This window comes from Pontibacter pamirensis (assembly GCF_010015475.1).
In the GTDB taxonomy this organism is placed as follows: domain Bacteria; phylum Bacteroidota; class Bacteroidia; order Cytophagales; family Hymenobacteraceae; genus Pontibacter; species Pontibacter pamirensis.
Window position 1 is genome coordinate 39,171 of sequence record NZ_SSNI01000020.1, and the last position, 26,549, is coordinate 65,719.

The following is a 26,549-nucleotide window of genomic DNA, read 5'->3' on the forward strand; positions in this document are numbered from 1 at the left end:
TAGGGGTGTCGGCTTTTTTTGTGCTGATGGTTGAATTTTAAACTGTTGTGATTCTCTTTTAATGCAAACAACCATCAACATTTAAACCATTTAACCATCCCACACTTTACTCCTTCATCTCCTTCGCCTGCCGGATGGCCTCAAATAGCTTCCCCGCATTCTGAGAGCCGATGAGCAGCGGCTTTCGGTTATAGAAGTGTAGCTGCACCCCTTCGTTGCCCGACATGTTATAGGCCTTGCCTCTGAAGCCCCACCGGATGCCCCAACCGCCGTACTCCCGGATAGGATTATAGGTGATGCGCTCATAGTCGCGGACGGAATGCAGCAGAATGCGCTTCGGCCGCAGATGGAAAGGCCAGAACCGCACCTGCAGTTCCCCCGGCTGCACCACCGTAGTAAGTTTCATGCTGTAAAAAAAAATGGGAAAGCCCAGGCCCATCAGCACAAATAGTAAAATCACCTGCACGTTGGATACCGAATTGTTGCCAAAGCTGCCGCCAAGCAATACCTGCGATACAAATCCTGCCCAAAAAATACTGGCTACGCCCACCACCACCACCGACAGCCAGAACTGCTTAAAGCGCTGTCGCTCCCGGAAAAGTATGTTTTGCTCCGCCATTTCTTGGACACAAGTATCAAGACAAAAGACACATGCCTTGGTCTTTGTTTCATTTTCTACGGGATGAAGCCAGTAGTAAGTTGTAAGACATGAATCAACCTATAAAACAAAACCGCCTGCTATAGCAGCAGGCGGCTTAAATATACATCAGAAACAAGTCTACAATATTGTGTTTGACGTCTTGTGTCTGAGAAAAAACTAACGAAGTGCCTGCTCCAGGTCGCTCAGCAGGTCCTCTATATCCTCTACTCCCACACTCAGGCGAATCAGTGACTCACTTAAGCCGGCTTTCATACGCTCTTCGGCCGGAATGCTGGCGTGCGTCATGCTGGCAGGGTGCCCGCACAGTGACTCTACGCCACCCAGAGACTCCGCCAGTGTGAAGATTTTCAGTTTCTCCAGCACGCTTACCGCATCCTCTACCTTGTCGCCTTTCAGCACAAAGGATACCATGCCGCCGAAGTCACTCATCTGCTCCTGTGCCACCTTGTGGTTCTTGTGCTCCTCAAAACCAGGCCAGAATACCTTCTCCACCTTTACGTGGCCTTTCAGGAACTCCGCCACCTGGCGTCCATTCTGGCAATGGCGCTCCATGCGCAGGTGCAGGGTTTTAAGTCCGCGCAGCACCAGGAAGCAGTCCTGAGGGCCCGGTGTGGCACCGCAGGAGTTCTGGATAAAGGCAAGCTGCTGGTGCAGGTCATCATCTTTCACCACAATGGCGCCCATTACCACATCGGAGTGGCCGCCCATGTACTTTGTTAGGGAATGCATCACAATGTCAGCGCCCAAGTCGAGCGGCGTTTGCAGATATGGCGTGGCAAAGGTATTGTCAGCCACCACCAGCAGTTTGTGCTTTTTGGCGATTTCAGCACAGCCTTTTATATCAATGATGTTCAGCAAAGGATTTGTTGGCGTTTCTACCCATATCATCCGGGTATTTTCGTTCACCAGCGACTCCACTTTTGTCAGGTCGCCCATATCGGTGAAGTGGAACTTGATGCCGTAGTTCTGGAAAACCTTTGTAAAAATGCGGTAGCTGCCGCCGTACAGGTCGTTGGTGGAGATAACCTCATCACCGGGCTTCAGCATTTTGATGATGGCATCCACGGCAGCCATACCCGAAGAGAAACACAGCCCGTGCTTGCCGTTTTCCAACGCCGCAAGTGCATTCTGCAACTGGGTGCGGGTGGGGTTGTGCGTGCGGGAGTATTCGTAGCCTTTGTGGTCGCCGGGTGAGCGCTGCACATAGGTAGATGTCTGGTAAATAGGCGTCATGATAGCGCCGGTGGTTGGGTCTGGTTCAATGCCAGCGTGTATTGCTTTTGTTCCAAATTTCATATTCATAGTTTCTGTTTAAGAATGCGGTATGCTGCAAGTTAAAAAAATTACCGCAGAAGAGAGAATGCGTCTCACATCCTCCTTTCCTTCTACGGCAGTCAGCACTTTTAAAGCCGCTAAAATCTTTTGTCCTTTGTATTTCGTCTATACCTTAACAAAACGAATACAAAAACCGCCACATGAAGGGATTCCCCATGCTGCGTACTTTTATACGCGAAAACGCTTCTACGTTTATCTCTATGCTGCTGCTGGTCGTGGTGCCGGTGGTGGTGAGCTCTACACTGGCAGTGGTACTGTACAATTACCAGAACCTGCTCGCAGGCTTGTCGTGGGTGGAGATGCTGCTTTACTTTGCCGTTATCTCCGTGACGATGGCGCTGGCCCTGACGCCTACTACCTTTGTAGCGCTGGTGAGCGGCTTTTACCTGGGCTGGATTGGTTTTGGAGGAATTGTAGTGTCTTATGGCATTGCGGCACTGATAGGCTACAGCCTCGCCAGAATAATAGACCACGGCAAGATGTTGAGCTTTCTGAACCGCTTCGAGAAGGCGCGCATCCTCATGCAGGAGCTGCGCAACCAGAGTTGGAGCCTTATCATCCTTACACGTATATCGCCAGTACTGCCCTTCGCGCTGATGAACTTCGTGCTCTCGCTGCTCCAGGTAGACAGGACAAGGTTCTTTATCGCCAGCATCATCGGTATGCTCCCACGTACCCTGTTCTTTTTCTGGATAGGCACCCAGGCCCGCGACATCGTTTCGGTGCTGCAGGACCCGAATGCCGGCGCCGGCGGGCAAATCCTGCTGATTTCCCTAATTATCATTTCGATAGGCGGTTTGTACTTCCTCTTCGACAGGGCTCTGAAGCGCGCCCTGCGGAAAGCCTCCGAAAAAAGTTAGCGAAATCTTGCCCCAGGACTTGCGTATAAGGGAAAAAGGCCTTTACTTTGCACCATCATCACAGAACAAAACGGTCACGTAGCTCAACTGGATAGAGCATCTGACTACGAATCAGAAGGTTAGGGGTTCGACTCCCTTCGCGACCACCGGAAAGGCCCTCAGCATGCAGCTGGGGGCCTTTTTTATTTCTCGGGAGCAGATATGGGAGCAGATTTAGAAAACTCCTCCCATACTTAGCCTTCCCAGACTAAGTATGGGAGCAGCTGGGTAAATTCTTGACTTCTAATTTAAATTCAGAAAATAACCACTGCTAATGATACAGTGCTATGCTATGTTCTTAGGTAAGAAGGACGGCGTAGTCTGTGGCAAAAGATTAGATCTCGAGCCTCTAAATATACTTGAAACGCTATCAAATAAACCCTTACCGGCTTCCACAATGGATACACCTGTCTGAATGGTGTTTGTTATCTTTTGACCGGTGCTCAAAGTGGTTTGTTTTGTAACATAGGGACTGGTGGCGCCGGAGTTTACTCCAGGCACAATTACATGAGGAGATACCATCTGCTTATCCTTATTCTGGCTCATCAGGTAAAGTCCCCCTATTCCCAGAACCCCCACAATTAAAAGCGTGTTGTCGTTCATGATGCTTTATCGTTAGAAAGTTTACACTCGTGTACTAAATACTTAAGGCCCATACTGTCAGCATCTGCATAACGGTTCTTCTCACATAGTGCCACACCTGGTTCATCCACCTGAATCACCACACCGGCATCATATTCGGCTGCGGCCCCGCCCCTGGCTGTTCCTGCGGTTGTGCTTTGAAAGATCACCAAGAAGAAGGTATTAGGGAAATCCTTGCGCAGTTTATCGAACTCCATCTGGTTTGCATTGAGTTTGCTAAAGCTATCGATGGCCACCACGTCGAAATACTTTGCGGCCTCGCGGATAGTGGTAATTCCATCCGGAGCGATGGAGGCCGCCTGTATGCGGCTGCGGTTTTTGGGTTTAATGAATTTCTGCGTCATGCGCTGCACCAAGTCCGACTGCTTGTCTATCTCCAGTGTGAAAGAGGCCACATTGAAGCCTTGCTCGGCAAAAGCATCCATCAGCTGATACAGAAAGCTCGTCTTACCGGCACCCTTATCACCGCGCAGGGCAATGGCATATTCCTTTCGCTCGATGTTGCCCAGGAGCTTTCCAATGTCTCCTTGCAGACGGAATGTGTTTTTCTTTGTGTCTACACCAGGCTGGTCTATCTGCGTAAAAATTCCGGCCAGACTACCAGGCAGCTTTACTTTTCTTTCCGGAGCGACTTTTGGCAAGACTTTTTTTTTAGCTGCGGCTACTCCAGCTAAGGCAGTGACTGCATCCTTGTTGCACCCGCATTCTGCATCCTCCGTACCAGGGCACCCTAGACCAGAGAGCGTTGGGCTATCGAATGAGATGAACTTGTTGGCGCCGGTAATCACGGCATTCAGGTCCATCACTGCCTCCTGCAAATCGCCGTAGTAGGTGTCAGACTTCTGCACAGCGCCATTGGTCATGGCCCTGGTGATGTCATCCATCAGCTTTTTGGCTTTCTCCTTATCTGGAGTGGTGCCCTGCATCGGGATGAAGCGCTTCAAGAGCTGCACCGTGCTGTAAACCTTGGATTGCTTCGTAAACTTCTTCAACATCGACAGCGTGTCGTCGGCAAAGCTCAGCTGCAACTGGTCCTCCTTCTCAGCTCTCATGTGCCGTATGGCCGTAGTGAGCTTCTTCTGCACCATTTTGATCACCTCGGCATTGTGGCTTATCTTCCGGATTTTACGCTCCACCACCAGCTTGTTTACCGTGTCGAGCAGTAGCTTTACCTGCTTCTCGGTTTTTACTTTGCCGTCCATGGCAACGAACCGCTTGATAACCTTTTCCTCATCTGTAAAATGATCATGGTAAGCCACCGGAGCTTTATACTTGGGCTGCTTTACTTTCTTCGGTTTTGGTGCTTTAGCTTTTCTGGGCTTTGTCTGCTTTGGCCTTGTTAGCTCTTTTTTGAGTTGCTTTATCTCTTCCGGCTGAGTCTCATTGCTCTTGCGGTCCATCATTTTGAGCAGCTCCTCTTTCTCTACCTTCGAGATGTCCTCGTCTTCATAGGCCTCATCCACCAGCTGAGCCATTCTTATAAGCTGCTTGTCGTTGGAAACGTCTTTGATGGCGGTGTGGAGTTTAGAGTAAGCCGAACGCCCGCCCTTGCCTTTCGCCATACGGCTCTCCCTGCTGTCATATTTCGGCTTGACCACCAGCACATTTGGGTCAAGCTTTTTCTTGGAGTAAGTGAGCGCAGGTTTCTCTTCCGGCAGGAAGGCCACCAGCTTCTCAAAATAGGTGTCTACCATGTCCTTTATCTCCGGCACCTGCTGATAGGCGCTCCAGCTATCCTCCATTGCCTCCAGCGTGATTTGGTGCGATTCGCTGATCGCCTCGGGCATGGTGCTAAAATCTAAGTTCTTTACTACCTCCAGGTAGTTTGACGTGGTTACTTTTCTCATCGGGTGTTGAATGATTGGTGTGTATGGATAGGTTAGGCGGCTTTAGCGTCTAAGCTGAGTAAGAGAAGCTTGGCTTTCACAGCCCTTGCTTTCAATTTCAGGAGCTTGAATTTGTCTTTTTGGGGTTCCTGCTTCATTTCCGGAACTTGCAGTCTCGGCCATTCCTGAACTGGCCTGCGTTCCTCGATTCTGGCTTTGAAAATCCTGCTGAAGTCCGATTCCGTCAGGCTCACGCTGTCGGACTGCTTCTCCTGTAGCCACTTCACCAGCTCTTCGATGCGCTCTGCCTCCAGCTCAGCCACCATCTTGTCTGACTGCTTCTCAAACAGGTTGTAATTCACCAGGCTGATCACGTGAGGGTCCAGGAAGAGCCAGCCTCCAGACTTCTTGGTACCAGGCACCATTATTTTGTAGAAGTGAGGCTGGCGCAGAATGGACACCCCTTTTGCAGTCACCAGGCTCCGGCCCACGGTCATCGACTTAATGTGCCCGATGGCCTGGCTGATAGGCACGCTGACGGACTTGTTTGATTCCTGGGGCACCCAGTACTCGGGCATCAGGATTCCCTTCTTCTTGCCACCGCCTTTAAGGGTGTAGCTCACCAGCTTCCCTTTGAACATGTCAAAGGCCTGCAGTAAGTTTCCGGTCACGACGTAGCGGATTTTGCTGTCCTGGCTGCTTTCCTTGATGGCGTCCTCCCAGTAATGCAGCATGTTGTCACGCTCCCAGGAGGAAATGTTATAGGAAGAGCCGCGTATCGCGCCAATCGCTTCGTTCTGGCTAGCCGGTATCTCCAGGTATTTTGTACTGTGGGCCACTGCAAAGCGCAGACGCACATTACTCGGGGCAAAAGGATTTTTCTTCTTTCGGTCAATCTTGAAGCCTAAGAAGATGCCTTTTGCCAGCTCCTCACGGCCTACATGGTAATAGATTCCCCGGCCAACGGTGAAGAACTTAAAGAGGCTGCTCAGGAAGTTAAAGCGGTTGTTAGCCGTGGTCTTTATCTTTTGCTCAGCTGCCTGCCTTGCCTCCTGTAGCAGCTTCCTGCGCTCCTGTATGGCCTCCAGCTGCTCTTCGGGTGGCAGCTTGGCTATTTTCTTATCGCTGTGAATTCTGGACTCCAGCTCGTCATAATGCACCCGCCTCTCCTGTAACTCAGTGTTGGCGGCCTCCTGCATGTACTGCTTGTACTCGTAAAGCAGTTCCTCTTGCCGCTGGGCTGCTGTATGCGCTCCCAGTGACTCATGGAGCAAGTTGTGTACCTCGGCCTTGTTAAAAGGCTTTTTCAGCACCTTGGCGCGTACCGTCTCCAATAGGGTGTTTTCAGAGAAGACAGAGGTGCCGCCCTTGCCTATTTTTGCTATCTGGCTGCTGATTGTCTCCGCCTCCAGGTCTACGGCCTCCACTTCCAGGTCATATTCGTCTTTGCGCTTCAACTCCTCGATATAGTCATCGTAGGCTTCGGTGATATCCTCATAAAACTGCTGCTGCTCGGCTGTGGAAAGCACGGCCACACGACCGGAAACCTTGTGCGCAATGGAAATAGCATTCCCCCTGCTGTCCGCCTTTTTAGGGTCCTCCTCCTTGCCTACACCAAGCGGGTCGCCCAGTTTCTCATTTAGTTCCAGGTTATCAATCAGGTACCTGTTCACTACAGTGTCGCCGTACTTGTTGAGGAAGTCAGGCACACTCAGCACCGCCTCGCTTTGCTTCTGGTTCGAGGATGTGTTGGCATCCAGCGACTTTAGCTTTTTCTGGAGCATCATCATTAGGCGCTTTTCAGCCGGAATGGCGGAAATCACATAATCATAAATTGGGGGAATGTGCTTCAATTGACCGGTACGGTTGATACGGCCCCTTTTCTGCACCTCCGTGTTTATATCCAGCTCTGCCTGCAGTATCAGCATCACACGCTGCTTCACCTGGTCGGCCGGCACCTCTTTCGTGGGAACGGCATGGGCGGAGGCCCCGGTGCTTCCCGACTGGTTAATCATCAGCACGTCTACCTCATTGTCGTTGAAGGAGCGGAAGGCGTCGTTTGTGGCCAGTTTCTCGCGCAGCATCACCAGGCCCTTGCCGGTTGAGTGGTTGAGCTGTACCTCATACTTGCGGCCCGTTACCTCTGCCACGGAGTAACCGGCAGCCTCGATGCGCTGCTTCACTGCATCAATCGGCGAGATGGTGATCCCGGATGTGGCGCGCCTGATACGCTCGGTAATCTGGAAGTACTTTTCCTGCGCCTCCACAGTGAGGTCGCTTACCTCTATTTGCTTTTTCTCCTTGCTGCCGTCGTGGTTTGTCTCAGTATAGCGCATCACGCCGTCCAGGCCTCGCTGGAGCACCGTGGCAAAATCTATGTCAATCATGGATCCGTTGCCCACGGCCATACCTTCTGCATCCTCCATTTGCTCAATGAAAGAACCCATGGTAGAGGCAAAAGCAATCACAGGCTTCTTGCCTTCCCTCAACCGCTGTATGGCCCGGTCGGCCACGGTTTCGGCTTTAATGCTGAAGAGCATCTGGTTGATAACCTGGAAAATCTTAGAGAAATACGGGGAGTTGTCCACGCCTGCAGAGGAGGTGCCCCCGCGCTTCTTAATCTCCTTTGATTCGATTGCCGCAATTTTGTCCATCTCCTCTATGCTCGGCTCGATATGCCTCTCCTGGAAGCCTATGATTTCGCGCATAATCTCGGTCATGTTGTCGGCAATGGCTTTATGCTCGAGCTCTTTGTCAAGCGAGGGGTCGCCAGCGCTTTTGTCCAGTGTGATGTAGTTTACCTCTATCCCCTCAAAGCTGCGCTCCCTGCGTATCATCTGGCCTTCCTGCACCAGCTGCGAGGAAAGAATCTCCTGCAGCGCCACACCGCCTTTTTGAATGGCCTCCACCAGTCCCTCTTTTGAGAGGTTGGCATCAGACATGGCTGTCTTCATGGCGTACAGCGGCAGGTTGTCGGAACGCTTGGCATAGGTTGCGGATAGGAAAAGCACCCCGGAGGCGCTGGCCACAATATCCTGCAGGAAGTTACCCGTGTTCGACTCGCCGGAGGCATTGTGGCTCTCATCCATAATGACGATGTTATCCGCTGCCACCTGCCGTAGCCACGAGGGCTTGGCGGGTGATTTCTCGGGTGAGTTGAACTGCGAGTAAGTCGCTACGGCATAGTCGAAGCCTGCAGGTATCCTGTTGCTCTTGACAGCGTCCTTCAGCTGCTTTTCAGGCAGCGGCTCATAAACCACATTGCCTCTGTCGTCCTTGATTTTGGTTTTCTTGTCGCGGCTGTTGACGATGAAGGGCACCAGGTCAGCGGAACCGATGGCCACCAGGTCGCGGTACAGGTCAGAAAACAGGTTCGGCTTCTCTGTGATGAAGACGGGCTTCTTTCCCTGCTTCACCGCATAGCGGATAATGGAGGCTGCCTGCCTGCCTTTGCCTATGCCGGTTTGGTCCCCGATGATGATGCCCTGGTTTCTTGCCTCGATGTTGTAGATGGCCATGGCAACGCCGTCTATCTGCTCGGCTGCCAGTGCCTTGCACATTTCCACATTAGAGCTGTAGCCCAACCTGTGCTGCACAAAAGCGTCTATGTCGCCGCCCACGGCCTCTTTTATTTTCAAAAGGGCAGAGAATGTCTCGTGCGCCATCATGTCGGGCACATGGGTATCCAGTACCACACAGGCGTTGGAGGTAGGCGTGTAGGGCATCCCCAGGCTGCCCAGGTCCAGGAGCTGCAACTTTGCTTTGGCGGCTTTGGCTTTTAAGCGTAGCATTTTAAGGCTTTTAGAGTGGTTGTAAGGCTCAGGTGCGTACTGCATCACGCGCTCGTAGAGCTCATCGTAGGTTTTCGCGACGGTGTCATGCGCTGTTCTGAGCGGGGAGACACCTTGGGGAACTGGTTTTCTGCCCCGGATAAGAATTAGGCGGACGGCAAAGCCGGTGCCCTGGCGTGTGTACAGCTTCTTGCTGTCTATGTTTATCACATCGTCCACATAGTAGTGGCTGTAGAGGTAATTGAAGAAAAGCCGGTTCTTCCCGGCCTGCAACCGCCCCTTGTCGTCCCAGGCAGAGTGGCCGCCGATGATGATGGCGGCACGCCCGCTGTCCTTCATGCAGTCCAGGGCGCGGATGGCCATCACCTGCTCCAGCGACTTGAGCCTGTAGCCACCGAACACTACTTCATCGGTGGAGCCGAAAGGGGGGTTGGTCACCACACAGTCAAACTGCTTTGCCAGAAAGGGGAACGGCGCTGTGGCGTCCAGGCCTGTTACGCTGCGGTACCCCTGCGTCTCCAGGTTCATGCGGCGCACCTTGTCAATCTCATTCACGATGCAGCGCTGCGGAGTGGCCGCAATGGTCAGGAGCCCGTTTCCGGCGGAGGGCTCAAAAAGCGTGTTCTCGAACCTGTCAGCCCCTGTGTACACACCGGCCAGGTATCCAATCGGGGCTGGCGTGGAATACTGCTGCAGGAGCATGCTCTGGCTTGTTCGGAAGGTAAGGTTCACCTGGTTGTAGTAAAGCGCTACAATACTCTGGAACCGCTCCCCTGTGCTGCGCCCAACGGCATGGGCCAGTTCCCGGGCGCGGTTGACAATGGCCAGCTCGGTCAGCTCCTTTACCAGGGTTTTGTCGGTGATACCGTGCCTCGCTGCTATTTTCTCGACAGAGGCCTTGCTGTCCTTTGTGCCATTTGCAAGGCGCTCTTTCATGGCTGTAGCAAATGCGCTGTTCTTCTGGCTGTTCACGGCTTGTTGTCTGTGTCGGTTTAGGAGGTGAGTAGGGGAATGGCCAAAGCACCGTAGCAGCCCACATGGCGGGGCTGCTACAGAATGGTGCTACTTGCGCTTTCTGGCACTTGCAGTTCTTCTTCTGCCCGTGCTCTTCCTTTTTGGCGCCGCCTTTTTTCTGGATGTGGTCGCTTTCTTCCTAGGCGCTGCCTTCCGCTTGGAGGCGGTTGCTTTTTTCCTGGCCGCCGGTTTTCTCTTTCGGCGAGCTGTTTTCTTTTTTTCGGTCAAAGCGTTAAAACCGAACACTGCTGCGGCACCTATGCCCACTGATACTGGATCAATCATCTGTATAAAAATTTAGGTTTAGAAAAAACTATAGAATGCCGCCGCTTGGTTTGCTTTGGAAGAGCTGGAGAAACAGGAGCTTGATAAGCCGGGCAATCACCAGGAGGATGATAGCGGCCACGAACAAAATGAGGATCGGCACGACGATGTTGCGTATGATCCACCAGGAGACAACCGGTTCCGTTGGCTGGCTTCCTGCATTTGGAGCCGGCATAGAGGGTACTGGGGTTTCCGTCCGGACGTACACCGTGACGGTGTCAGTTTGGCTCTCACCCTTACAGTTGCATTTGCTGGTGACAAGGCCCGTTTTGTCGACGCTGACGATGCTTTCTGCCCGCTTGCCTTGCTGCCTGAAGGAGGCACCCGGTGTGAGCTGGCCCTGCTTGACCTGGACTGCGGCTGAATCCGGTTTTACCTCTGCCTTGGAGGCGACTTGCACGGTTTGCTCGGTTAGCGTTCGCTGTGGCGGCTGACTTGTCTTCGTATCTTTGGATGCGCTGCAGGAAACCGAGAGAAGCAACAGTATCACCGGCATGCTGCCTTTGCCCATGTAGCCCATCAGTGCCTTGCGCAGCTGCTTTGGGGCAAACATCAGAAGCAGGCTCAGCATCAGCGGCACCACAGCATCCAGCCAGGTGACGGCCTCCACTCGGAACACGCTCAATACGGTCGCCACAAAGAGTGTCAAACCGACTAAGGTTGATTTCCAGCCTTGCACCACGTTGGCGCCTAATAGTTGTAGAATTGGCTTCATTTGAAAATTGATTTAAAGGATTGGGGATTCGTGAAGAAGTAGTAACCGCCAGCGCCCAGGATGAGCAGGGCGATTAGGCTATTGTCTTTTTTTTTAAATAGAAGCTGAAGGTGCTGAGCCTGCGGAGCCAGCCCTCCAGGTTGGGCATGCCGGTGGCGGCGTTAGAGGCTGCGACACGGCGGTGAAACTGCTCCCGCGCCTCAAAGAACCTGCTGTAGAAGAGGTAGGGCTCCACGCTGTTGATGAAGCCGGCAGTCAATTTTCCCAAGTCGCCGTCTACCTTCAAGGCGTAGCCCATCGCGTTACCGATGCGCTGCGCTATCTTCACGGCATCGTCATCGGTCATCACGAACATGTCAAACATGATGTTGGCGATGTTCTGGTTGCGGATGCTGTCGCCCTTGAACCTGCGCCAGTACTGCCTGTAGAAATTCTTGACGTTGATTTTCAGGTTCACGTCGTTTATCTCCTCATTCCACTTAATCGGCCGCATGGCTTTTACCGCGTCGATGATTGCCCATCCCGCCCAGTGGGGATGCCACTTGCGGCTAATGCCTTTGTAGGTTTCGCCCCCGGAATCGGTGCCCACGTTGGAGTATCCCCCCTCGTTGCGCATGATGACACGGTGCGCCTCGTCAAAATTCGCCATCGCTTATTTGTTAAAGTAGTTTTCGATTGCCTGTCTCAGGTCGGCCGGCATCTTGCTCCCGGAGCCGTTTGCGATGCGCTGGTTGGCCTCAGCGAAGGTGTAGAGCTGCACCTGGTCCTTTGCTATCCAGTAGCTGTAGGTCTTTCCGGAGACTGCCGTCATCTTGAGCTGCAGCATTTTATCCTTCACGTGCCCGGTCCACTGGCCTACATAGGTTTCATTGCCTGCCTGCTTGATATGGCCCCGCCCGTTGCCGGTGTAAGGGTTGTAGGAAGGGCTGGTGCCGGCATAGAGCCCCTCACCGTTCCAGCTGTCAACAAAGGCCTGGTCCCGCACTGCCGGTGCTGTCGGCGCCGTTGTGACCGCCACCGGCCCTGGTGCCGGGGCAGGCGTTGGCCTCGGTACGACTGCAGGTGCCTTGGCAGGTGAGCTGCCCGTTGCCTGCGGCGCTGCTTGGTTGCTGGCACCAGCCTTTGCGCCTTGCACGAGGGCTACCGCACCACCCACCATCGCGGCCAGCACGGCCAGGTTGAGCAGCTGGTTGTCCCTGCGCTCTGGTCCCTTTCTGTAAGTGTTGGTTGCCTTTTGCTTTCTTTTGTAAGTGTTGCTCTTGGTAAGAGGCTTTTTTTTAGGAGGTGCCATGATCAGATGAGTTTTACTGCTGCGCTGTCGACATAGCGGAGCGCACTGTGGTACATGAAGCCTAGGAGGATCCTGTTGTCGGGAAGGATAAAGTTGTCCACCATCGGGCCCAGAGCGGTGTTGGCACGGACAAAGGCAATGCGCTGTAGCTTCTCATTGAGCACGAAGGCCGGCGTGGCGGTTACCATGCGCTTCTGCACTGCCGGGGTGGCGCCCAGGCTGCCGGAGCTGTACATGCGGTTGAACTGCTGCATCTCATCAGAGGAGAGCTCCCGCTGCAGGTCAGTGAGCAGGTCCAGGCTGTAAAGCGCCCTGTACTTCTGGGCCACCGTGTGCAGCGACACCTTGTGGCGGTGCATATCGCCTGCGGTCTGGAAAACCAGCGCCTCATTGGTCCCGTCACCGAAGGCAGAGTTAAACCATTCCCAGGTGGAGTACATCGCGTTGTAGAACTGCGTGGCGTACTGCGTCGCCTTGCCGTCGGTAGAGGAAGGGTTGGCGTAATCCTTTAGTGCGTTGTTGCGCTGCGCATCGTTGACAAGCTTTTTGACAAGAAGGTAAGTGCCACCGGCGGCACCGGCAAGGAAGACGACGTTCATTGCCTTGTTCATCGCCGATTCAGGCATCTGCACATTGACAGCGGGAAGGTTAGAGGCCATAGGGCTAGATGTAGGATTTAAACAGTTGGATTTTGGCGTTGATGCCTACCGTCTTTGACTTGTCAGCCAAAAGCTTTAGGTTTTCAGCGGTGATATTGTCGGCAAGGGTCTGCAGTGCCTCCAGTTTTTTCAAGGCCTCCAGCTCTGACTTGGCCGCTATCCTGATGGTGTGGTTATGCTGCGCCATTGATTTGAGCCAGTATGTTGTCTAAGTTGATGTTCCCCTGCTTTGCGTAAAGCGCCACGGCATACAGCTTGGTGAGCATTTCCTCGCCCATGTCGGAGAGCAGGCTGTTTATCTCGGTAATGGCCTCCTGCTGGTTTTGCGTCAGGTTAGAGGGCATCGGCACCCCGCCCATCGGCAACTGCGGCATAGCCACTCTTCCAGGCATCGCTACGCTCATCAGCATTCCCAGTACCTCGGGCTTCATGTTCTGCAGCACGTCCACAATGGCGGAGAAGCCCTTTTTGCTGTTCTGCTCAATACCGGCAAGTGTTATCTCGTGCTCCTTGTCCTTAAAGCGCACATCCATCTGCAGCTCCTGGTTTTTGGCGATGAGGTCTTTCACCGTTGTTTCCAGTATCTTCACCTGGTCACGCAGCTCTGTGTTGCGGCCCCGCTCATGGCGCAGCTGCTCGTCCTTCATGCTCATGATGAACATCCCGGTCTGCCCCATGTCCGAAGGGTACTGGTAGCCGCCCCCGTTGCCCTCGGGCTGTGGGCTAGGCTGCGGGTAACTGTAGTTTGACTGATTTTTAGATAGTCCGCTCATGTTTTCGGTATCGTTGATAAGTTGGAAAGTCGTTTGAATCTCGTACCTCGGCCCGTCCCGCCTAAATCCCCGCCTGGCGTACACCTTCAGCAGCACATCATGCCCTGCATAGTAGGTGAAGGCCTTTTCCACCTCCCTGCTTACCGTCTCCGCGTCAAAGTCCTGCTGGGGCATCAGCTTCCGGGGCTTTGCCTCCTCTTCGTCATAGGGAATGGCCACCACTGCGCATTGCAGCCCTTTGTGTGGCATGGCCTGTATTTCTGCTATGGCCTGGGGAAGTGTCGTGGGACGTGCGTACATAATGTGTTGCGGGTTATGGTGTTAGGCGACTGCCGCCGCTGAGATGGTGATTTCTTTGGTCCTGTTGGCCTCGTTCACGGTGTAGGTGCCATTCGTGGAATCAAGGATTTCAGCCATGGCTGGTGCCGTACGGTCATCCAGTTGTGGGTATTGGCCTATGAACAGAATACCGGAATTGGTGCCTGCCTTCAACACCCAATTATAAGTAGCGGCATAAAGCGGCTGGTTGTCCCAGACAGTGAAAATCTCACCGCTTATATCAGCCTCCAGCACAGCGCCACCATCCACGGTACCTATCCAGCTCCACTTCTCTTCTCCAGCTATGGTATGGTTCAAGTCTCTCGTTGCGCTCAGGCTTATTACCGGTACTGTTGCAGCTACAGGCACTTTAGCCACTACCGTTACTGTCATTTGCGATGGGTTGCCTTGTGCATCTTTCCACAAGTCGTATCCGGCTCCTGGCTCAGATTTAAGCGTCAGGCTGTAGTCGGCATCCTCCCGGTTGTATAGCCTGGTAAAAGAATGCTTAAATACACCCTCGGGGTGAGACACCATGAAGGAATCTATCTGCACACCGTCCCTCCACAAGCTGAAGTACACCTCTGTGTCGCCCACGCCAACAGTGTTGTTGGTGAGCTGTGATGCCCAGGTAATGTTCCCTGTCAGGTCATCTACATGCTTATAGAAGGCATCCCCTTGAGATGCAACCATTACAGGTACTTTAGCCACTACCGTGACTGTCACCTGCGATGGGTTGCCTTGTGCATCAAGCTGCAGGTAATAACCGGCACCTGGCTCACACCTAAACGTCAGGTCAAAGTCGGCTTCTTCCCTGGCGTAATCCAGCGATCTTGTATTTTCAGCAACTCCCCCATTGTGCGTGATTGTGGTCGTGCCAATCTGCACACCATCGCGCCACACGCTGAAGTTCAGCGTTGTGCTGGCAATGCCAACAGGGTTATTGGAAAGCTGCGAAGCAAGTATTACCGTACCGGTCGTGTCGCTCTGGTTGTAGTAGGTTGAAAGGCCTAAAGAAGCATACATTTCATCGTCAAAGCAGCGGAACCGGCTCATCGGAAAGTCCAGGCTCTTGTCAATCCTGGTTGAGCCTGCCACGCACTCTGCTAGGCTTTTAAATGCGCTGTTGATAGCGGCTCTGATAGTGGATAGCTTCAATGGAAGCTCACAGGAAATTTTAGCCATAAGAAATTTCAGGTATTCAAACATGAGTAGATATTGAAACATGAGAATTGCGGCTATTTAAGCTGCTTTTCAAGTGATAGGATGCGCTCATAGAGTGCCTGCAAAGCCGGTGCAAGCAGGGTCACGGCTCTGGAGTAGTTCACACCCAGGGCATCGTCGTACAGCTCGTGGTTGATTTGCTTGGTCAGCTCAGGCACAATGCCCTGTACCTCCTGCGCCAAATAGCCGATTTCAAGCGGAGCATTGTCTATGTCGTTCCTTCTGTAGTAGTAGCTGGAAAGCTGCCGCACCATGTTAAGCGCCTGCTCTGGCGTAATCTTTTCCAGGTCCGTTTTCAGCCTCGCATCAGAGACTAGCGTGAACTCTGTGGCAAACAGGCCTCCCAGGTTGTCACGTTGCGCTATGGTGTTCGGTGTGGCATCTACCACACCGTTTACCTGCTGTGAAGCAGGATAGGCCAATGTGCGTACCTCACCCGTAAGAGGGTCGATGCTCAGGAGCTTGTCTGTGTTCTGCCCTGCCGCTGGCTGTGTGTTGAAGATTGTACCGTCGGTATCAACTATCATCCGGCTTTGAATGGTGCCACGGAACCACTGCGGCTGCATAAGTCCTGTAGGCAAGTGGCTTGAACCGATATACTCCACACTTTCCCAGGAGGAACCACGCTCAAACACCTTCTTTGAGAATCGGCCAATCCTTACGCGGTTAAAAAGGGTGTGAATGTAGATGTTGCTTTGCTCTGCCTCTCCCAACTGTGCCTGCACAAAGCCCACACCGCGCACTATCATCGTGAAGTGTGATAGCAGCTTAAAGGAAAGGTCTATTGCCCGTAAAGTTGAATCTTGTTTCGGGGCAAAGAGAACCACGTTTGACAGGGGCTTTGCTCCTGGTTCCTCAACAAAGGTCAACGTGCGGTGCGAGTTACCTGCTAAAAGCACTTTCTCGCTAAAAGCTGGCACCTCCACTCTCGCTACGGCACCTATTGTCACAATATCCTTGCATAGTCTGCCGACGCGGACATTGCCAATATTCTCGCCATCCACCCTTACCACCGTTACGTTTTCACAACCACCTCCGAAATACACGTCTTGTGCAACCGCTCCCCCTCTTTTGCTATGAAGCAGTATGTTAGGGTTACGCCCGAAGCCATTATTAGCGCCTATGTCAATGTTCCTCGCTCCTGAGCCAATACCTTGTATGATATCGAACAACTGAACGCCACCAGTCGGAAGCAGCTCTGCGTTGCGGTATAGCTGCCTTACCACCGTTGCCCCGTTTGTGTCAGGGTTAGGTGTCAGAAGCGGAAGGTCTTTTACAATCGCCTCTTCGTCTGCAGAAGAAGCTAGAACCCACGCGTTAAGCGGCTGAGACTTGTAAACATGCGCTTTGCCTGTGGCTCCTACTATTGTCCGTATCTGGTTGGCTCCTACTGGCTGTCCGTTTAGGTCAACAAGCGGTAGCCTATATACTGTTGCGGCATCGTTAGTTGCCCGAACCTCTAAGCTCGGTGCTGCAGTGTTTGACAATGGCGCTGTGCCGAAGTCAATAAAGTACTCATGCGGTATGGTCGTGTGATTAGGAGGCCAAAAAAGAATTGGCGTTACAGCGAACAAGCTCTCGCTCACTTTGGTAACCAGGTCATGTTTGATGCCACCTACCATGTATCGCGCCACCTTCATGCTTCTCCAGTCAAATCCCCCTGTTATATTCAAGTAAGGGTCAAAGCGGAACTCCATAAAGCCGTAGTGGTGTGGTACGCCACCAATTCCCGCATCGAATAACATGCTTATCACGTCCCCCGGGTGTTTGGCAGACTGCACGATGTTGGAGATTTTGTTAGCGTCCGTGGCAAAGCATATCATCAGCTCTTTCTGGTGCTCTGAATTGGCATCCGTGAATAGCTTTGTGCCATTTTGAATGTAGCAGCAAGAGTACTCATAGGCATAGTAGGTGTATTTCTCCAACTGTCCTTTGTTCCGGAACTCCTTCATTTCCTCAAAAGTCGTGTAGGTCACGGCTGCCTGTACCGGAAGCGGTGCCCATACATCGCTTTGGTCCTCAGTAATGCCCATCAGGTCACGCCCTGCAGGTATTTCCGGTGTACCTGGCGTTACATCCAGTATGCGAACAGGCATATCGTATGGCGGGTAATCCAATAGCGTATAGCCACGGTAGGAATCCACCACGCCATCGCCATCAGAATCTATTTCCTCCTGGTAGTAGTACTTCTCATAGTACCAGTGTTCTTCGTCGCCCTTCACGCTGAAAATGCCGCTATCCTCCATCAGCTGCACAAAGTTCATCTGATACAGTGCATCCGGACGTGTGTCAGCGAAGAAGTAGTCTACCTCTGCAGCAAAACCAAATCTTGTGTTTGTCTGCGATGCGGAAGGGTTACCAGGATCATAGTCCGGATGGTTGTCGTAAAGTCCGGTGTACTCAACAATTTCGTAAATAGTGTAAGCAGGCTTTGTCACACCGTTAAAGGTGTAGCCTGCAGGCACTAATGGCGTTTTCTTGCCTAGCAGAATGTAGGCTACCTGTGTCGGGTTGATGCCGTTTCCGGCCTCCCTGCCACCTTCCCACACTTTCACGTTCATGCCCAAATACCTTAAATCTAGCGGAATGGCGTTTCGCTCGGCAATGGTGTCGTACAGGTGCGTTCCCCCCTGCACTCTGTTGATGTGCGCTGCAGCGGCAAGGTTAGATGCTTTGGTCCAGGTTGTCAAATCCTCAGACAAGAGGTACAGCCCGTTGTTGGCCTTCACAGGGTCAGCGTACACGGTGCCCTCGTTTCGTGGCATCAATCGCTCAACAGGGTATGCCTCCAGCTCGGCAAGCGTAGCAACGAATTTAGGAGTGCCGCGCATAAGGCCTCCATCGCCCAAAGGAACGCCTTTTTGTACCTGGTCGTCAGTAAGTCCTATTGGCGCTGGAAACTTTGTTCCTGCTACGATTGAAGATATCTGTGTCATGCTGTGCTTATCCTATGTTTCCTAATTGGAAGGTGTAAGAAGATCCCCCACCCAGGCCTTGCCCCAGGGAGCGAATCACGAAGTATTCTGTGGCCTCTGCCTGTGTGATGCCGTTCAGCATTTCATTGTCGGTCCTTACTCGCACCCTCGTAGCGCTTTCGGGGTTGGTCTGGTCAGAACCCAGGAACTCAAACACTTTCAGTCCCCAGGCAACCGGTGCTAAGTAATAGATGTAGTCGTTTGAACCTGGTGTGACGGTGACAGAAGGCATGTGCCCGTTGAAGCTGGAGTGCTTCTGCAGGTTGGCGCGTACCCAGGCTTCGGTAATGGCGGCTCCTGTGGCCTCTCCCTTACCGTACCATGCTTTCACGCCAATGCCCCAGGTAGTGGAAGGCTGCGTTGACAGCACATCTTTCAAGTCTTTAGCCCTTGCTGTGTAACTCTTTGGAGTGTTGAGCACTAGGGCTGTGTCGTAAGCGTAAATAGCGCCTGAATCCCTTATTCCTCCCTCACCGAAGGAAGTAAGAGCCGGTAATGCGCCACCACCGATACTAAGCTCTGCAAGGTCGGGTGAGTTTACCTGGCTCCTTGCGTTGGCAGTTATGCGAACTTCATCTACAATGGTACCACGCTCAATAGTTGAGAAAGGCACGAATGCAACGCTGCCGTTCAATCTGAAGTGTCCAGCAATGGTAGCAAGTGGAGGCAGCTCTTTGATAAGGTAGGCTGTGACAAAATCCTTTGCCGTTCTGTACTTGTGTTCTTGGTTGAATTGCGTAGGGTAGTCGAAATTTCTACCGATCACGTCAATGTTAATGAGGCTATTGCCTTTACCGCCCCTGGAAAGAGGCCTTAATCCACCTGCAGACATTGTTAGTTATTGTTTGGGCACTTCCACACATTCTTTATTATCACGCAGTTCGTAAATGGTACCACGTCTTCGGCTGGCGCTGGCTCACCTGGCTCGGTGTATAACTCCCCGAACTTGGCATACATCACACCCTCGTAAGTCTCACCTGAACCGGCCTCGAACTCTCGGCCATAATCGGCTTTTACCTTAATCCAGTGGCCACCCTTGTCAAATGATAGAAGCAGCCATGTATTACTGTTGTTCTCCACCGTGAACTTCAAGCAGCCGTCTATGTCTGTCTGGAATGGTTCGGAGAAGTATTCTTCTGTTTGTATAGTGGCTGCCATCCGTTATTGTCTTTTTCCTTCCAGAAGAAAGACGATATCATAGCTCACGTCCGATACTGCCGCTACTGGCAATTCAGTCCGGATAGTCAGCTTTGTGCCGTTTGTCGGTAGAATCATCGGCTTGTAGCGGTCTTTTGGCGCTACCTCTGTGCTAATAATCCAATCGTTTTTGTGTGTTTGCTCCTGGTAGGTTCTAGCAGAATCCTTTAGGCCTATTTTGTAGTTAGGGATGCCACCATCAGCGTTTTCGTAAACAGCAACGCCTTTGCATTGCTCAAAATCCTGGTCAAGCAAGATTTGCTCTTCACGGATTCCCGTTGCGCCTGCAGGGATAATCACTGTATGTGTTTGTGAACGGTTAGCCATTTTCTGATAAAAAAAGGTGATTAATAATTTGATAAGACCACTCCTGCAGGATGCGCTTTGCAGGAGCGGCACTTAAGAATTGGGGTCGGCTAATGCTAACCCTTGCGGGCTGTGGCGGCACCTATCAGGTGAAGCTCGATGAAGTGGTTGGCTGCGTTGCCGATGCTTGCGCCCTTCGGGAACCTCAGGGAGATTTTGACCGGGGTCTTGGAGCGAAGCACGCGAATAACGTCGGACTCATAGGCATCGACAGCGCCTGCAGTCCTCTCGCTTTTCGAGCCTACCAGCAGGTTGCGAACCGGCACAGACAGAATGTCCTTACCTTGCTGGGTGATGACCAGGTCAGCATTTGCAAGCACGGCTGGCACATCGTCATACAGGTTGCTGTACCTGAGCAGCGTGGGGTCCGTCTCGCCGCCTGCAGTGGCGGACGTGGCATAGCCGAAGCGGATCTTCTCCAGGGCAATGTTGACACCTTCCTCCAGGGTCATGCCGTTGAAGGTGGACTCACCGTCTACCTGGCGCGTGTTGGTGTCCAGCAGCTCCACGATACCGCCTTTGTTGGTGATGTTGAGGCGGAGGTACTGGTGCCCGTTATTGAGTTGCAGGCCAGAGCGCTCCAGCGCTGACACGTCCTGGATGTTTAAGCCTAAAGCGGCAAGAACGGCCACCTGGCCTACTAAGTAAAGTGATTGTCTCATTGTAGAGATTTGGCTAAAAGTTGGAAATGGTGTTAAAGTTGTGTCGGCTCTACCAGCCACGGGGGTTTGGATTTGAACTAGAAGGTGCTGGCGTATAATAGTTAGCCCGCCATCAGCATTTGCATGGCGTTCTGAGAAGGCTCAGCGAAGCTGGAAGCCCTCTGGAAATCACCGGCGAGCATCAGCGTCTGCGCAGGCTCGGTGTAAATCGCCTCGATGTTTCCCAGCTGCGGCACGTGCTTGGCAAGCATCCCCTTGAAGCCGGAGGTGGCAAGGGCGCCTGTCTCATCCTGGGAGAAGCCGTTGATGCTGGATATGGCACCGGCCACGGCCACTCCGGTTATGACATCGGCCACCACGTTGGATTTGACAGCGATAAGGGCCGGGGCTGCCACGGCTGCCACCGTCAGGATCAAGGCGGCGTGCTTGCCGATTTTCTCCGGGGCTTTCTCACGGATCATTTTCAGGGCCGTGTGCCCCAGGATAGTGCCTCCTACTACAGCGCCCGCGCTGGTGGCACTGCTTTGTGCGGATTTAGAGTTGAATTTCATGTTAAAAAAGGAAATTGAGGGTTTATGAAGTAATACAGGTTGAGTTTGAAGGAAGAGAAGCCGCTTAAAGGGTCATTTTAAGCACTTTGCCCGTCCGCTTATTGTCCGCTTTCTGTCCATGGGCAGCGGCTTTCGCTGGCCGCTTTTTGCCCACGCTGTTTCCGCGTCCAATTCCGGAAAGGTCACTTTTGCTTTCCTTCTTTTGGCTAAGGCTGAAGGCTACGCCGGCACCGATTAAAAGCAGCCACCAGGGAAAAGCGGCCTCTTTCGGCTTCGGGGCCGGTAAGGGAGCCGCCGGTTGTGTCGCAGTCATCGCCTGAACCGTGCTCGGTGAGCTGGCAGGGGAGGTACACGCATGGGTGTTGCAGGGAAGATTCACAGGCATTACTGCTGTTTTTAGCTGTGGTACAGTTGTTTTAGGGGCGATCGGCGGCGAGGCCGGTTGCAGTGACCTCACCTTGTCAAGCAGGTGCTTGCTTTGAAGCACCTCTGTCATGGACGACATGGTGCCAGCAGACGAAACAGGGTAAGTCAGAGGGGCTCTCGCCGGAGCCGGTGAAAAGGATGCCTCCTCACGCAGGGGCACGTCATAGGCAATCTGAAGGGCAGAAACACGCCCAATGGAAGAAGTCATTTTTTCATGTTCGAAGAAGTGTTACAGGGTGTAAGCTGTGTTACGGGGCTACTTTTTGGAGCCTCCGGAGGATGCCAGCAGCAGCCCTGCCACAAGCAGCCCCCCTAGTATGAGCGCCGTGCTGTCCCCACCTGATTCCGGTTTCGGCGCCGTTGGGGACGTAGTGTACTGGGCGTATTGCTGCTGGTTGGCTAAGTACTCCTGCTCGCTGGCTGGCAGCACGAAGCCCGCAGGCACGTTGTTGGCAGCGGCAAAGTCGGTATCGGGCTTCGCGCCTTTTACCATGGAGAAGAGCCTGCCCCAGTCAACCGACTTCAGCCAGTCCACTATTTTGACGATAAGCGGGGTTGCTGCGGTGGTTGTGGCTGCTGTGGCGGCCTCACCCAGGCTACGCACGCCACCATGCTTTTGGGTGCCGTGGTTCCATCCCTGCAGGATGTTCTTCTTAAGGGAATCCTCGTCACCTTGCAGGCCCCGCCAGAGCTTGTGCACATCATCCAGCTTTGCCTTCAGCTTGCGGTATTCATTTACCTCCAGTCCTTTGGAAACAGCCTCTGATTCACTCCAGTAGCCGTACCCCAGGCGCTCTGCCATGCGGAAGAGGTTTATCTTGAAGGCAAGCAAGAGCCCGTTTCGCATTAGCACGGTCAGCGGGTTGAGCTGCACCACCTTGTCAAATGTCCATTCTGCGGCCTGCTTCACACCACTCCAGGCGTCACCGGCTTTGTCACCGGTCCACGCTGCGGCGTTCTGCACGCCTGTGCCCACGGCTTTTACAACTTTCGTTGTGGTACTGGCGACGGATTTGGCAGCAGTGGAAACCTTGTCACCCACCCAGCTCGTCGCGTTCTGAATGCCTTTCTTGATGCTGGAGAACAGTCCCCCCAACTCTCCCAGTCCACTGAGGGTGCTTATGGAGGCCTCTTCCCTCTCCAGTTTGTCGAGCAAGGCATCACGCGATGGCGCATCGTCCCAAACCCTGAGCAGGCTCTCCAGCTGGGGCCTCAGGAGGACTCCCTTCGGCATGGCCTTCGGGTTGGCCTTCAGCTGCGTCAGCGTGTTCTGCAGGTGAAGCTTCAGCCGGCCCAGGAAGTCCGCATATAGGCCCACGGCAGCGTCAGTTGCACCCAGGTAACCGGACAAGGCACTGTTGCCAAAGCCGATGAACTCGGCACCGAAACCAGGTGTGACACTCCCTAACCCGTTGAGGTATTGCAATTGGCTCATTTTCTTGTCGTGTTTTTGGCTAAATGGTACTTCGTGGTCAAAGCTGTCCACCACACAGTCAATAGTGTAGTAGGTGTGCCTTGCGCCCGGGGCTTTTCCAGGTTTCATGGGCACAACCACGTAGATGTGCTGCCAGTCCCCCTGGTATTTTGTCATCCGGAAATAGTGCTCTATGCCCAGGTTTGACAGAATCGAGGAGATAAAGATGCTGTAGCAGTCACAGTCAACGCCTGCGGCTCTGTCTGCCCAGGACCGCAGCGGCCTGCGCAGCTGCTCCACGCCTGGCTTGTCGAGCGTGTACTGAATGTGCGAGTACACGAAGTCGAAGATGTTGTGGCACGTCTGCTCCAGCGTGCTGCCTTTCAGTACAGGGGCGATGCCCTTCGTGTCGGGGAGCGTGTTTTTCACTATCCGGGCCATTTCCAGGATGGTGTCAAACACGTCCCCCCTGTTTAGCAGCACAGGGTCACTGCGCTGCAGCCGGCTCAGGTCAAAATACCGGTTAAACTCCCTTCCGGAGTGTATGCTTCTCTTGTGTTTGGCTTGCATGGCTTATACCAGGGTCAGGAGACCGTTTTTCCCGACAAGCTTTTTCACGTAGGAGGCTGGCTCCTTTGGCAGCATGGCCACCAACTGGTTGGGGGATCCGACCATTGCCCGTCCCTTCTTCATGGCGAAGTAGCCCATGTTGTAGCGGACAACCACTTTGTCCACGCGGTAAAGTCCGCTGGCCTCTTTGCTCTCGTCCAGGAGAATGCCCAGGAAAAGTGCCCCCAGCAGAATGTTGAACTCCGGCTTAAAGAGGTCATCCTTCACCACGAACTTGTTTTTCGCTATCCCCAGGGCATTTACAGGGGTGCCCAGGTCGCGCATTTTCAGAATCCCCTCATCGAGCCTTCTGCCCAGCGTCTCGCGTATCCAGTCCTTTTCATAGTCACTCAGCCGCTTTTTGATGTTTTCCATGGCCACGACCATGGTGGCTGTGTCTGGGAGAAGCTGCATGAGGCCTACTGCACCGGCATGGGAGACGGCCTTCGGGTCACCACCGCTTTCGATGTACATAATCGCCTTGATGAGGTCATAGGGCACCCTGGTCACGCCCTGCACAGCGAAAATGGTGTCACCGTACCTGGCGTCAATTGCCTCCAGCTGCTTCTGTATCATCGGCAGCATGGTTGTCGTGTAGTGGGCATGGTCCACCATGGGGACCGGCACCGTGCTGATTTTTAGCTTCTTGTTACCGGCCTCGCCTAATCCAGCCATGTTGCTGTAGCGGTTGTGGCCGTTGTCGTTCAGCGCATAGGCTGATACGAACTGAATGGTCCTGCTTTCCTTTGCCGCTGCGGTCAGAGGGTCGGTATCCTGCGTGGCGTAGGCTAATGCAGCCAGTGCGCCACCGGCCAACAGCCACTTTGCCAGCTCACCGTTGTTTGATGCGGCTTTACTGCCCGCTTTCCGCCCACGTGGGCTGTCCACCCGCTGTCCACTGGAAATGGCCGCTTTTTGTCCACCTCTCGCCATTTCCTATGACTTCTCCCCTACAAAGCTCCCTGCGTTGAACTCAAACACGCCCGTTTCAACCGGGGGTATCCGAAAGCCCATGAAAGTAGGCGCAACCGAGAATTTAAACTGCCCTGAGCCCCTGTTTAGCAGGAGGTTGTAGAGCTCTGTGCCTGCATTGAAAAGAGAGGTTTGCATGGGCACAGGGAAACGTGTCGTGGCAAACGGCTTGATGACGATGTTGGAAAGCGTTGGGGATGAGCTGGCGAACTCTGTCCAGGCATTGCCTGTCTTGCTGAAGGCAGACACCTGCAGGGCCTGTATCGGCAGCGAGTGAGACGAATTGTTGTCAATGTTCACCATCACGTCCAGTAGAATCATCCCGCCGCTTATGCGGAGCCTGGAAGGGTGCGTGACGTAAACCTTCAGGCCATCAACAGCGGACCTGGTGCCGCTGATGAAGTCCAGTATAAAGTACAGGGCAGCCAGAGTGCCTACCACGGCTAATGCGTTCATTGGTTCGGGTTTTTATGCTTCTCCCAGTAGTGGGAAAGGACTTTGATACATATCTCGACTGCGTACTTGGCAGTGATTGAAGCAATACCGCCCAGGGCGCCGTAAAAGGCCACCTCCAGGGAACCAGGTATAGAGATTATAGCCATCGCGGTATCCGGTATTTGGCTCAGGGAGAATATGGTTCCGACACAGAAGGTTAACAGGTTTAGTGTAAGACCTAGTAGGGCATTCATCCCTGGGGGCATTGCTTCGTTAATCATTGAAAAAGGGAGCGAATCATCGTTCTACTTTTGTTTTCTCGTTGTTGATGATCCAAATGTAAGGGGAGCCGTTTGCTGCTTTTCCAGCCCGGGAACTTATCGAAAACTAAGGCAGATTATAGTGGAAAGTGACTGTTTGAGGCTGTTTTGGTAGACTTTTAGGGAGCTCAAGGAGACATCTATCAGTAACCTTGCTTAAGAGGGGATAAAGGGAATTTAGGGTTTGATTCTGAAGACCTCTGTGGATTTTTCCGACTCTCCAGTCTGCAAAGAGCGCAACACAAGCCGTTGCCCCGTTAAGTTAGCAGGGCATTGGTGTAGATAAAATTTGAAAGGCTATTTACTATTAGCAAACCTACACTTGATGATAGCAAATATTGCGTATAAATGCTATTGTATTATGGCAATAACGCCATCAGCGAAGGAATACAAATGTTGTTTTGCCGATTAAAAATCATTCTTTGTAAACTTCCGTAGCTTACAAAGCATAATATAAATCCTAAGAAGATGTAGGTTCTATATAATTTTCTAAATTTATGAAGCGATACATTTCAGTGAAAAACATAAAACTTCCATGGGAGCTCCGGACCAACTAAAAGAGAAGGGAGCCTATTCCATACATAGTGCAGATAACCGTATGTTCACGCATATCCAGTAGTTGGGCAAAACTTAGAGATATAAATTGAAAAAACATTTAGTACTTATATTTTCTGTTTTCATTCTATTAGGATGTGATACGCCAAATAAAGAGATTCTGAAAACTCAAAATATCCTGATTGGTACTTGGGAACTGGATAGTGTGTCAACTGTTAGAATTGGTATCCAAAAAAGTGGTAATCAAACCGAAATAATAAGATTTATCAACAAAGAAGATTTTGACTTCAAATGGTGGCAGGGCGATGTAGGAGGGGAATATGAAGGAAAGTATTTTGTTCATTTCAATCCTAAAAGAGGATTGAAAACGGTAGTCCTAATACCTGATACTACAACTATTGAGCAAGGCACATTGAGAAGGAAATATAATGTTTTCGATATTCTTGAGCTTGAGGATGAAAGACTTGTTACATTGGAAGAGAGTGAATTTATTCCCAGGAAAGATGAACCTTATCTTCTGTACACAAAGAAAAAGATATTCAAAAAAAAGCTTAGCCCAACACCACCTAATGCACATTAAAACGTGCATTAGCCC

Annotated in this window: 26 protein-coding genes and 1 tRNA gene; 4 read left to right on the plus strand and 23 right to left on the minus strand. The window is 52.5% G+C overall.

The window, feature by feature from the left end; genetic code table 11:
- Positions 1 to 106 precede the first annotated feature (106 nt).
- Both E1919_RS16500 and E1919_RS16505 read right to left on the minus strand, forming a co-directional pair.
- Entirely contained in the window at positions 107 to 619 is a 513-nt protein-coding gene (locus E1919_RS16500) for a DUF6141 family protein (RefSeq protein ID WP_162054511.1), read from the minus strand.
- Between the two features lie 198 nt (positions 620 to 817).
- Positions 818 to 1,957, minus strand: a complete 1,140-nt coding sequence (locus tag E1919_RS16505; protein WP_162054512.1) for a cystathionine gamma-synthase — start codon at positions 1,955 to 1,957, stop codon at positions 818 to 820.
- A gap of 179 nt (positions 1,958 to 2,136) precedes the next feature.
- Between E1919_RS16505 and E1919_RS16510 the strand changes: the two genes are divergently transcribed.
- Positions 2,137 to 2,856 (plus strand): TVP38/TMEM64 family protein, encoded by a 720-nt coding sequence (locus E1919_RS16510; RefSeq protein WP_162054513.1) that lies wholly within the window; start codon positions 2,137 to 2,139, stop codon positions 2,854 to 2,856.
- A 72-nt stretch (positions 2,857 to 2,928) separates the two neighbouring features.
- A tRNA-Arg gene (locus E1919_RS16515) sits at positions 2,929 to 3,002 on the plus strand.
- Between the two features lie 178 nt (positions 3,003 to 3,180).
- Here E1919_RS16515 and E1919_RS16520 read toward each other — a convergent pair.
- From E1919_RS16520 to E1919_RS16530, 3 genes are read right to left on the minus strand one after another with little or no spacing between them, the layout of a single operon-like run.
- Complete coding sequence (locus E1919_RS16520; RefSeq protein ID WP_162054514.1) at positions 3,181 to 3,498, minus strand: hypothetical protein; 318 nt, start codon at positions 3,496 to 3,498, stop codon at positions 3,181 to 3,183.
- Complete coding sequence (locus E1919_RS16525; protein WP_162054515.1) at positions 3,495 to 5,384, minus strand: hypothetical protein; 1,890 nt, start codon at positions 5,382 to 5,384, stop codon at positions 3,495 to 3,497. The genes E1919_RS16520 and E1919_RS16525 overlap by 4 nt, the downstream gene beginning before the upstream one ends.
- Before the next feature lie 32 nt (positions 5,385 to 5,416).
- Positions 5,417 to 10,090 (minus strand): strawberry notch-like NTP hydrolase domain-containing protein, encoded by a 4,674-nt coding sequence (locus E1919_RS16530; RefSeq protein ID WP_162054516.1) that lies wholly within the window; start codon positions 10,088 to 10,090, stop codon positions 5,417 to 5,419.
- A 130-nt stretch (positions 10,091 to 10,220) separates the two neighbouring features.
- Here E1919_RS16530 and E1919_RS16535 point away from each other — a divergent pair, with 130 nt between their 5' ends.
- A complete protein-coding gene (locus E1919_RS16535) occupies positions 10,221 to 10,469 on the plus strand; it encodes a hypothetical protein (protein WP_162054517.1) in 249 nt (82 codons plus the stop codon).
- Positions 10,470 to 10,481: 12 nt separating this feature from the next.
- Here the strand turns inward: E1919_RS16535 and E1919_RS16540 are convergent, their stop codons facing one another.
- From E1919_RS16540 to E1919_RS16625, 18 genes are all read right to left on the minus strand, one after another.
- Positions 10,482 to 11,117, minus strand: a complete 636-nt coding sequence (locus E1919_RS16540) for a hypothetical protein (protein WP_162054518.1) — start codon at positions 11,115 to 11,117, stop codon at positions 10,482 to 10,484.
- A gap of 163 nt (positions 11,118 to 11,280) precedes the next feature.
- On the minus strand, positions 11,281 to 11,856 hold the full coding sequence (locus E1919_RS16545; RefSeq protein WP_162054519.1) for a glycosyl hydrolase 108 family protein: 576 nt from the start codon (positions 11,854 to 11,856) through the stop codon (positions 11,281 to 11,283).
- Between the two features lie 3 nt (positions 11,857 to 11,859).
- Positions 11,860 to 12,498: a hypothetical protein gene (locus tag E1919_RS16550; RefSeq protein ID WP_162054520.1), complete on the minus strand. Its 639-nt coding sequence runs from the start codon at positions 12,496 to 12,498 to the stop codon at positions 11,860 to 11,862.
- Positions 12,499 to 12,500: 2 nt separating this feature from the next.
- Positions 12,501 to 13,157: a hypothetical protein gene (locus E1919_RS16555; protein WP_162054521.1), complete on the minus strand. Its 657-nt coding sequence runs from the start codon at positions 13,155 to 13,157 to the stop codon at positions 12,501 to 12,503.
- 4 nt (positions 13,158 to 13,161) lie between these two features.
- Positions 13,162 to 13,344, minus strand: a complete 183-nt coding sequence (locus E1919_RS16560; RefSeq protein WP_162054522.1) for a hypothetical protein — start codon at positions 13,342 to 13,344, stop codon at positions 13,162 to 13,164.
- Positions 13,331 to 14,230: a hypothetical protein gene (locus E1919_RS16565; RefSeq protein ID WP_162054523.1), complete on the minus strand. Its 900-nt coding sequence runs from the start codon at positions 14,228 to 14,230 to the stop codon at positions 13,331 to 13,333. The genes E1919_RS16560 and E1919_RS16565 overlap by 14 nt, the downstream gene beginning before the upstream one ends.
- Positions 14,231 to 14,251: 21 nt before the next feature.
- Entirely contained in the window at positions 14,252 to 15,433 is a 1,182-nt protein-coding gene (locus E1919_RS16570) for a hypothetical protein (protein ID WP_162054524.1), read from the minus strand.
- Positions 15,434 to 15,486: 53 nt separating this feature from the next.
- Positions 15,487 to 18,408, minus strand: coding sequence for a tail fiber domain-containing protein (locus E1919_RS16575; RefSeq protein WP_162054525.1), 2,922 nt, complete (start codon positions 18,406 to 18,408; stop codon positions 15,487 to 15,489).
- Positions 18,409 to 18,415: 7 nt separating this feature from the next.
- Positions 18,416 to 19,279, minus strand: a complete 864-nt coding sequence (locus tag E1919_RS16580) for a hypothetical protein (RefSeq protein WP_162054526.1) — start codon at positions 19,277 to 19,279, stop codon at positions 18,416 to 18,418.
- A gap of 2 nt (positions 19,280 to 19,281) precedes the next feature.
- Complete coding sequence (locus tag E1919_RS16585; protein WP_162054527.1) at positions 19,282 to 19,605, minus strand: hypothetical protein; 324 nt, start codon at positions 19,603 to 19,605, stop codon at positions 19,282 to 19,284.
- Positions 19,606 to 19,608: 3 nt separating this feature from the next.
- Positions 19,609 to 19,971, minus strand: a complete 363-nt coding sequence (locus E1919_RS16590) for a hypothetical protein (RefSeq protein ID WP_162054528.1) — start codon at positions 19,969 to 19,971, stop codon at positions 19,609 to 19,611.
- 95 nt (positions 19,972 to 20,066) lie between these two features.
- A complete protein-coding gene (locus E1919_RS16595; RefSeq protein ID WP_162054529.1) occupies positions 20,067 to 20,672 on the minus strand; it encodes a hypothetical protein in 606 nt (201 codons plus the stop codon).
- 101 nt (positions 20,673 to 20,773) lie between these two features.
- A complete protein-coding gene (locus tag E1919_RS16600) occupies positions 20,774 to 21,223 on the minus strand; it encodes a hypothetical protein (RefSeq protein ID WP_162054530.1) in 450 nt (149 codons plus the stop codon).
- 64 nt (positions 21,224 to 21,287) lie between these two features.
- Positions 21,288 to 21,857 carry a hypothetical protein gene (locus tag E1919_RS16605; protein WP_162054531.1) on the minus strand — a complete coding sequence of 190 codons (570 nt, stop codon included), beginning with the start codon at positions 21,855 to 21,857 and terminating at the stop codon, positions 21,288 to 21,290.
- Between the two features lie 48 nt (positions 21,858 to 21,905).
- Positions 21,906 to 23,633 carry a transglutaminase-like domain-containing protein gene (locus E1919_RS16610; RefSeq protein WP_162054532.1) on the minus strand — a complete coding sequence of 576 codons (1,728 nt, stop codon included), beginning with the start codon at positions 23,631 to 23,633 and terminating at the stop codon, positions 21,906 to 21,908.
- Between the two features lie 3 nt (positions 23,634 to 23,636).
- On the minus strand, positions 23,637 to 24,605 hold the full coding sequence (locus tag E1919_RS16615; RefSeq protein WP_202915924.1) for a lytic transglycosylase domain-containing protein: 969 nt from the start codon (positions 24,603 to 24,605) through the stop codon (positions 23,637 to 23,639).
- 3 nt (positions 24,606 to 24,608) lie between these two features.
- Positions 24,609 to 25,100, minus strand: a complete 492-nt coding sequence (locus tag E1919_RS16620) for a hypothetical protein (RefSeq protein WP_162054533.1) — start codon at positions 25,098 to 25,100, stop codon at positions 24,609 to 24,611.
- A complete protein-coding gene (locus tag E1919_RS16625; protein ID WP_162054534.1) occupies positions 25,097 to 25,246 on the minus strand; it encodes a hypothetical protein in 150 nt (49 codons plus the stop codon). Before E1919_RS16625 ends, E1919_RS16620 begins: the two co-directional genes overlap by 4 nt.
- A 796-nt stretch (positions 25,247 to 26,042) precedes the next feature.
- Here E1919_RS16625 and E1919_RS16630 point away from each other — a divergent pair.
- Positions 26,043 to 26,534, plus strand: coding sequence for a hypothetical protein (locus E1919_RS16630; RefSeq protein WP_162054535.1), 492 nt, complete (start codon positions 26,043 to 26,045; stop codon positions 26,532 to 26,534).
- The last annotated feature ends 15 nt before the right edge of the window (positions 26,535 to 26,549 follow it).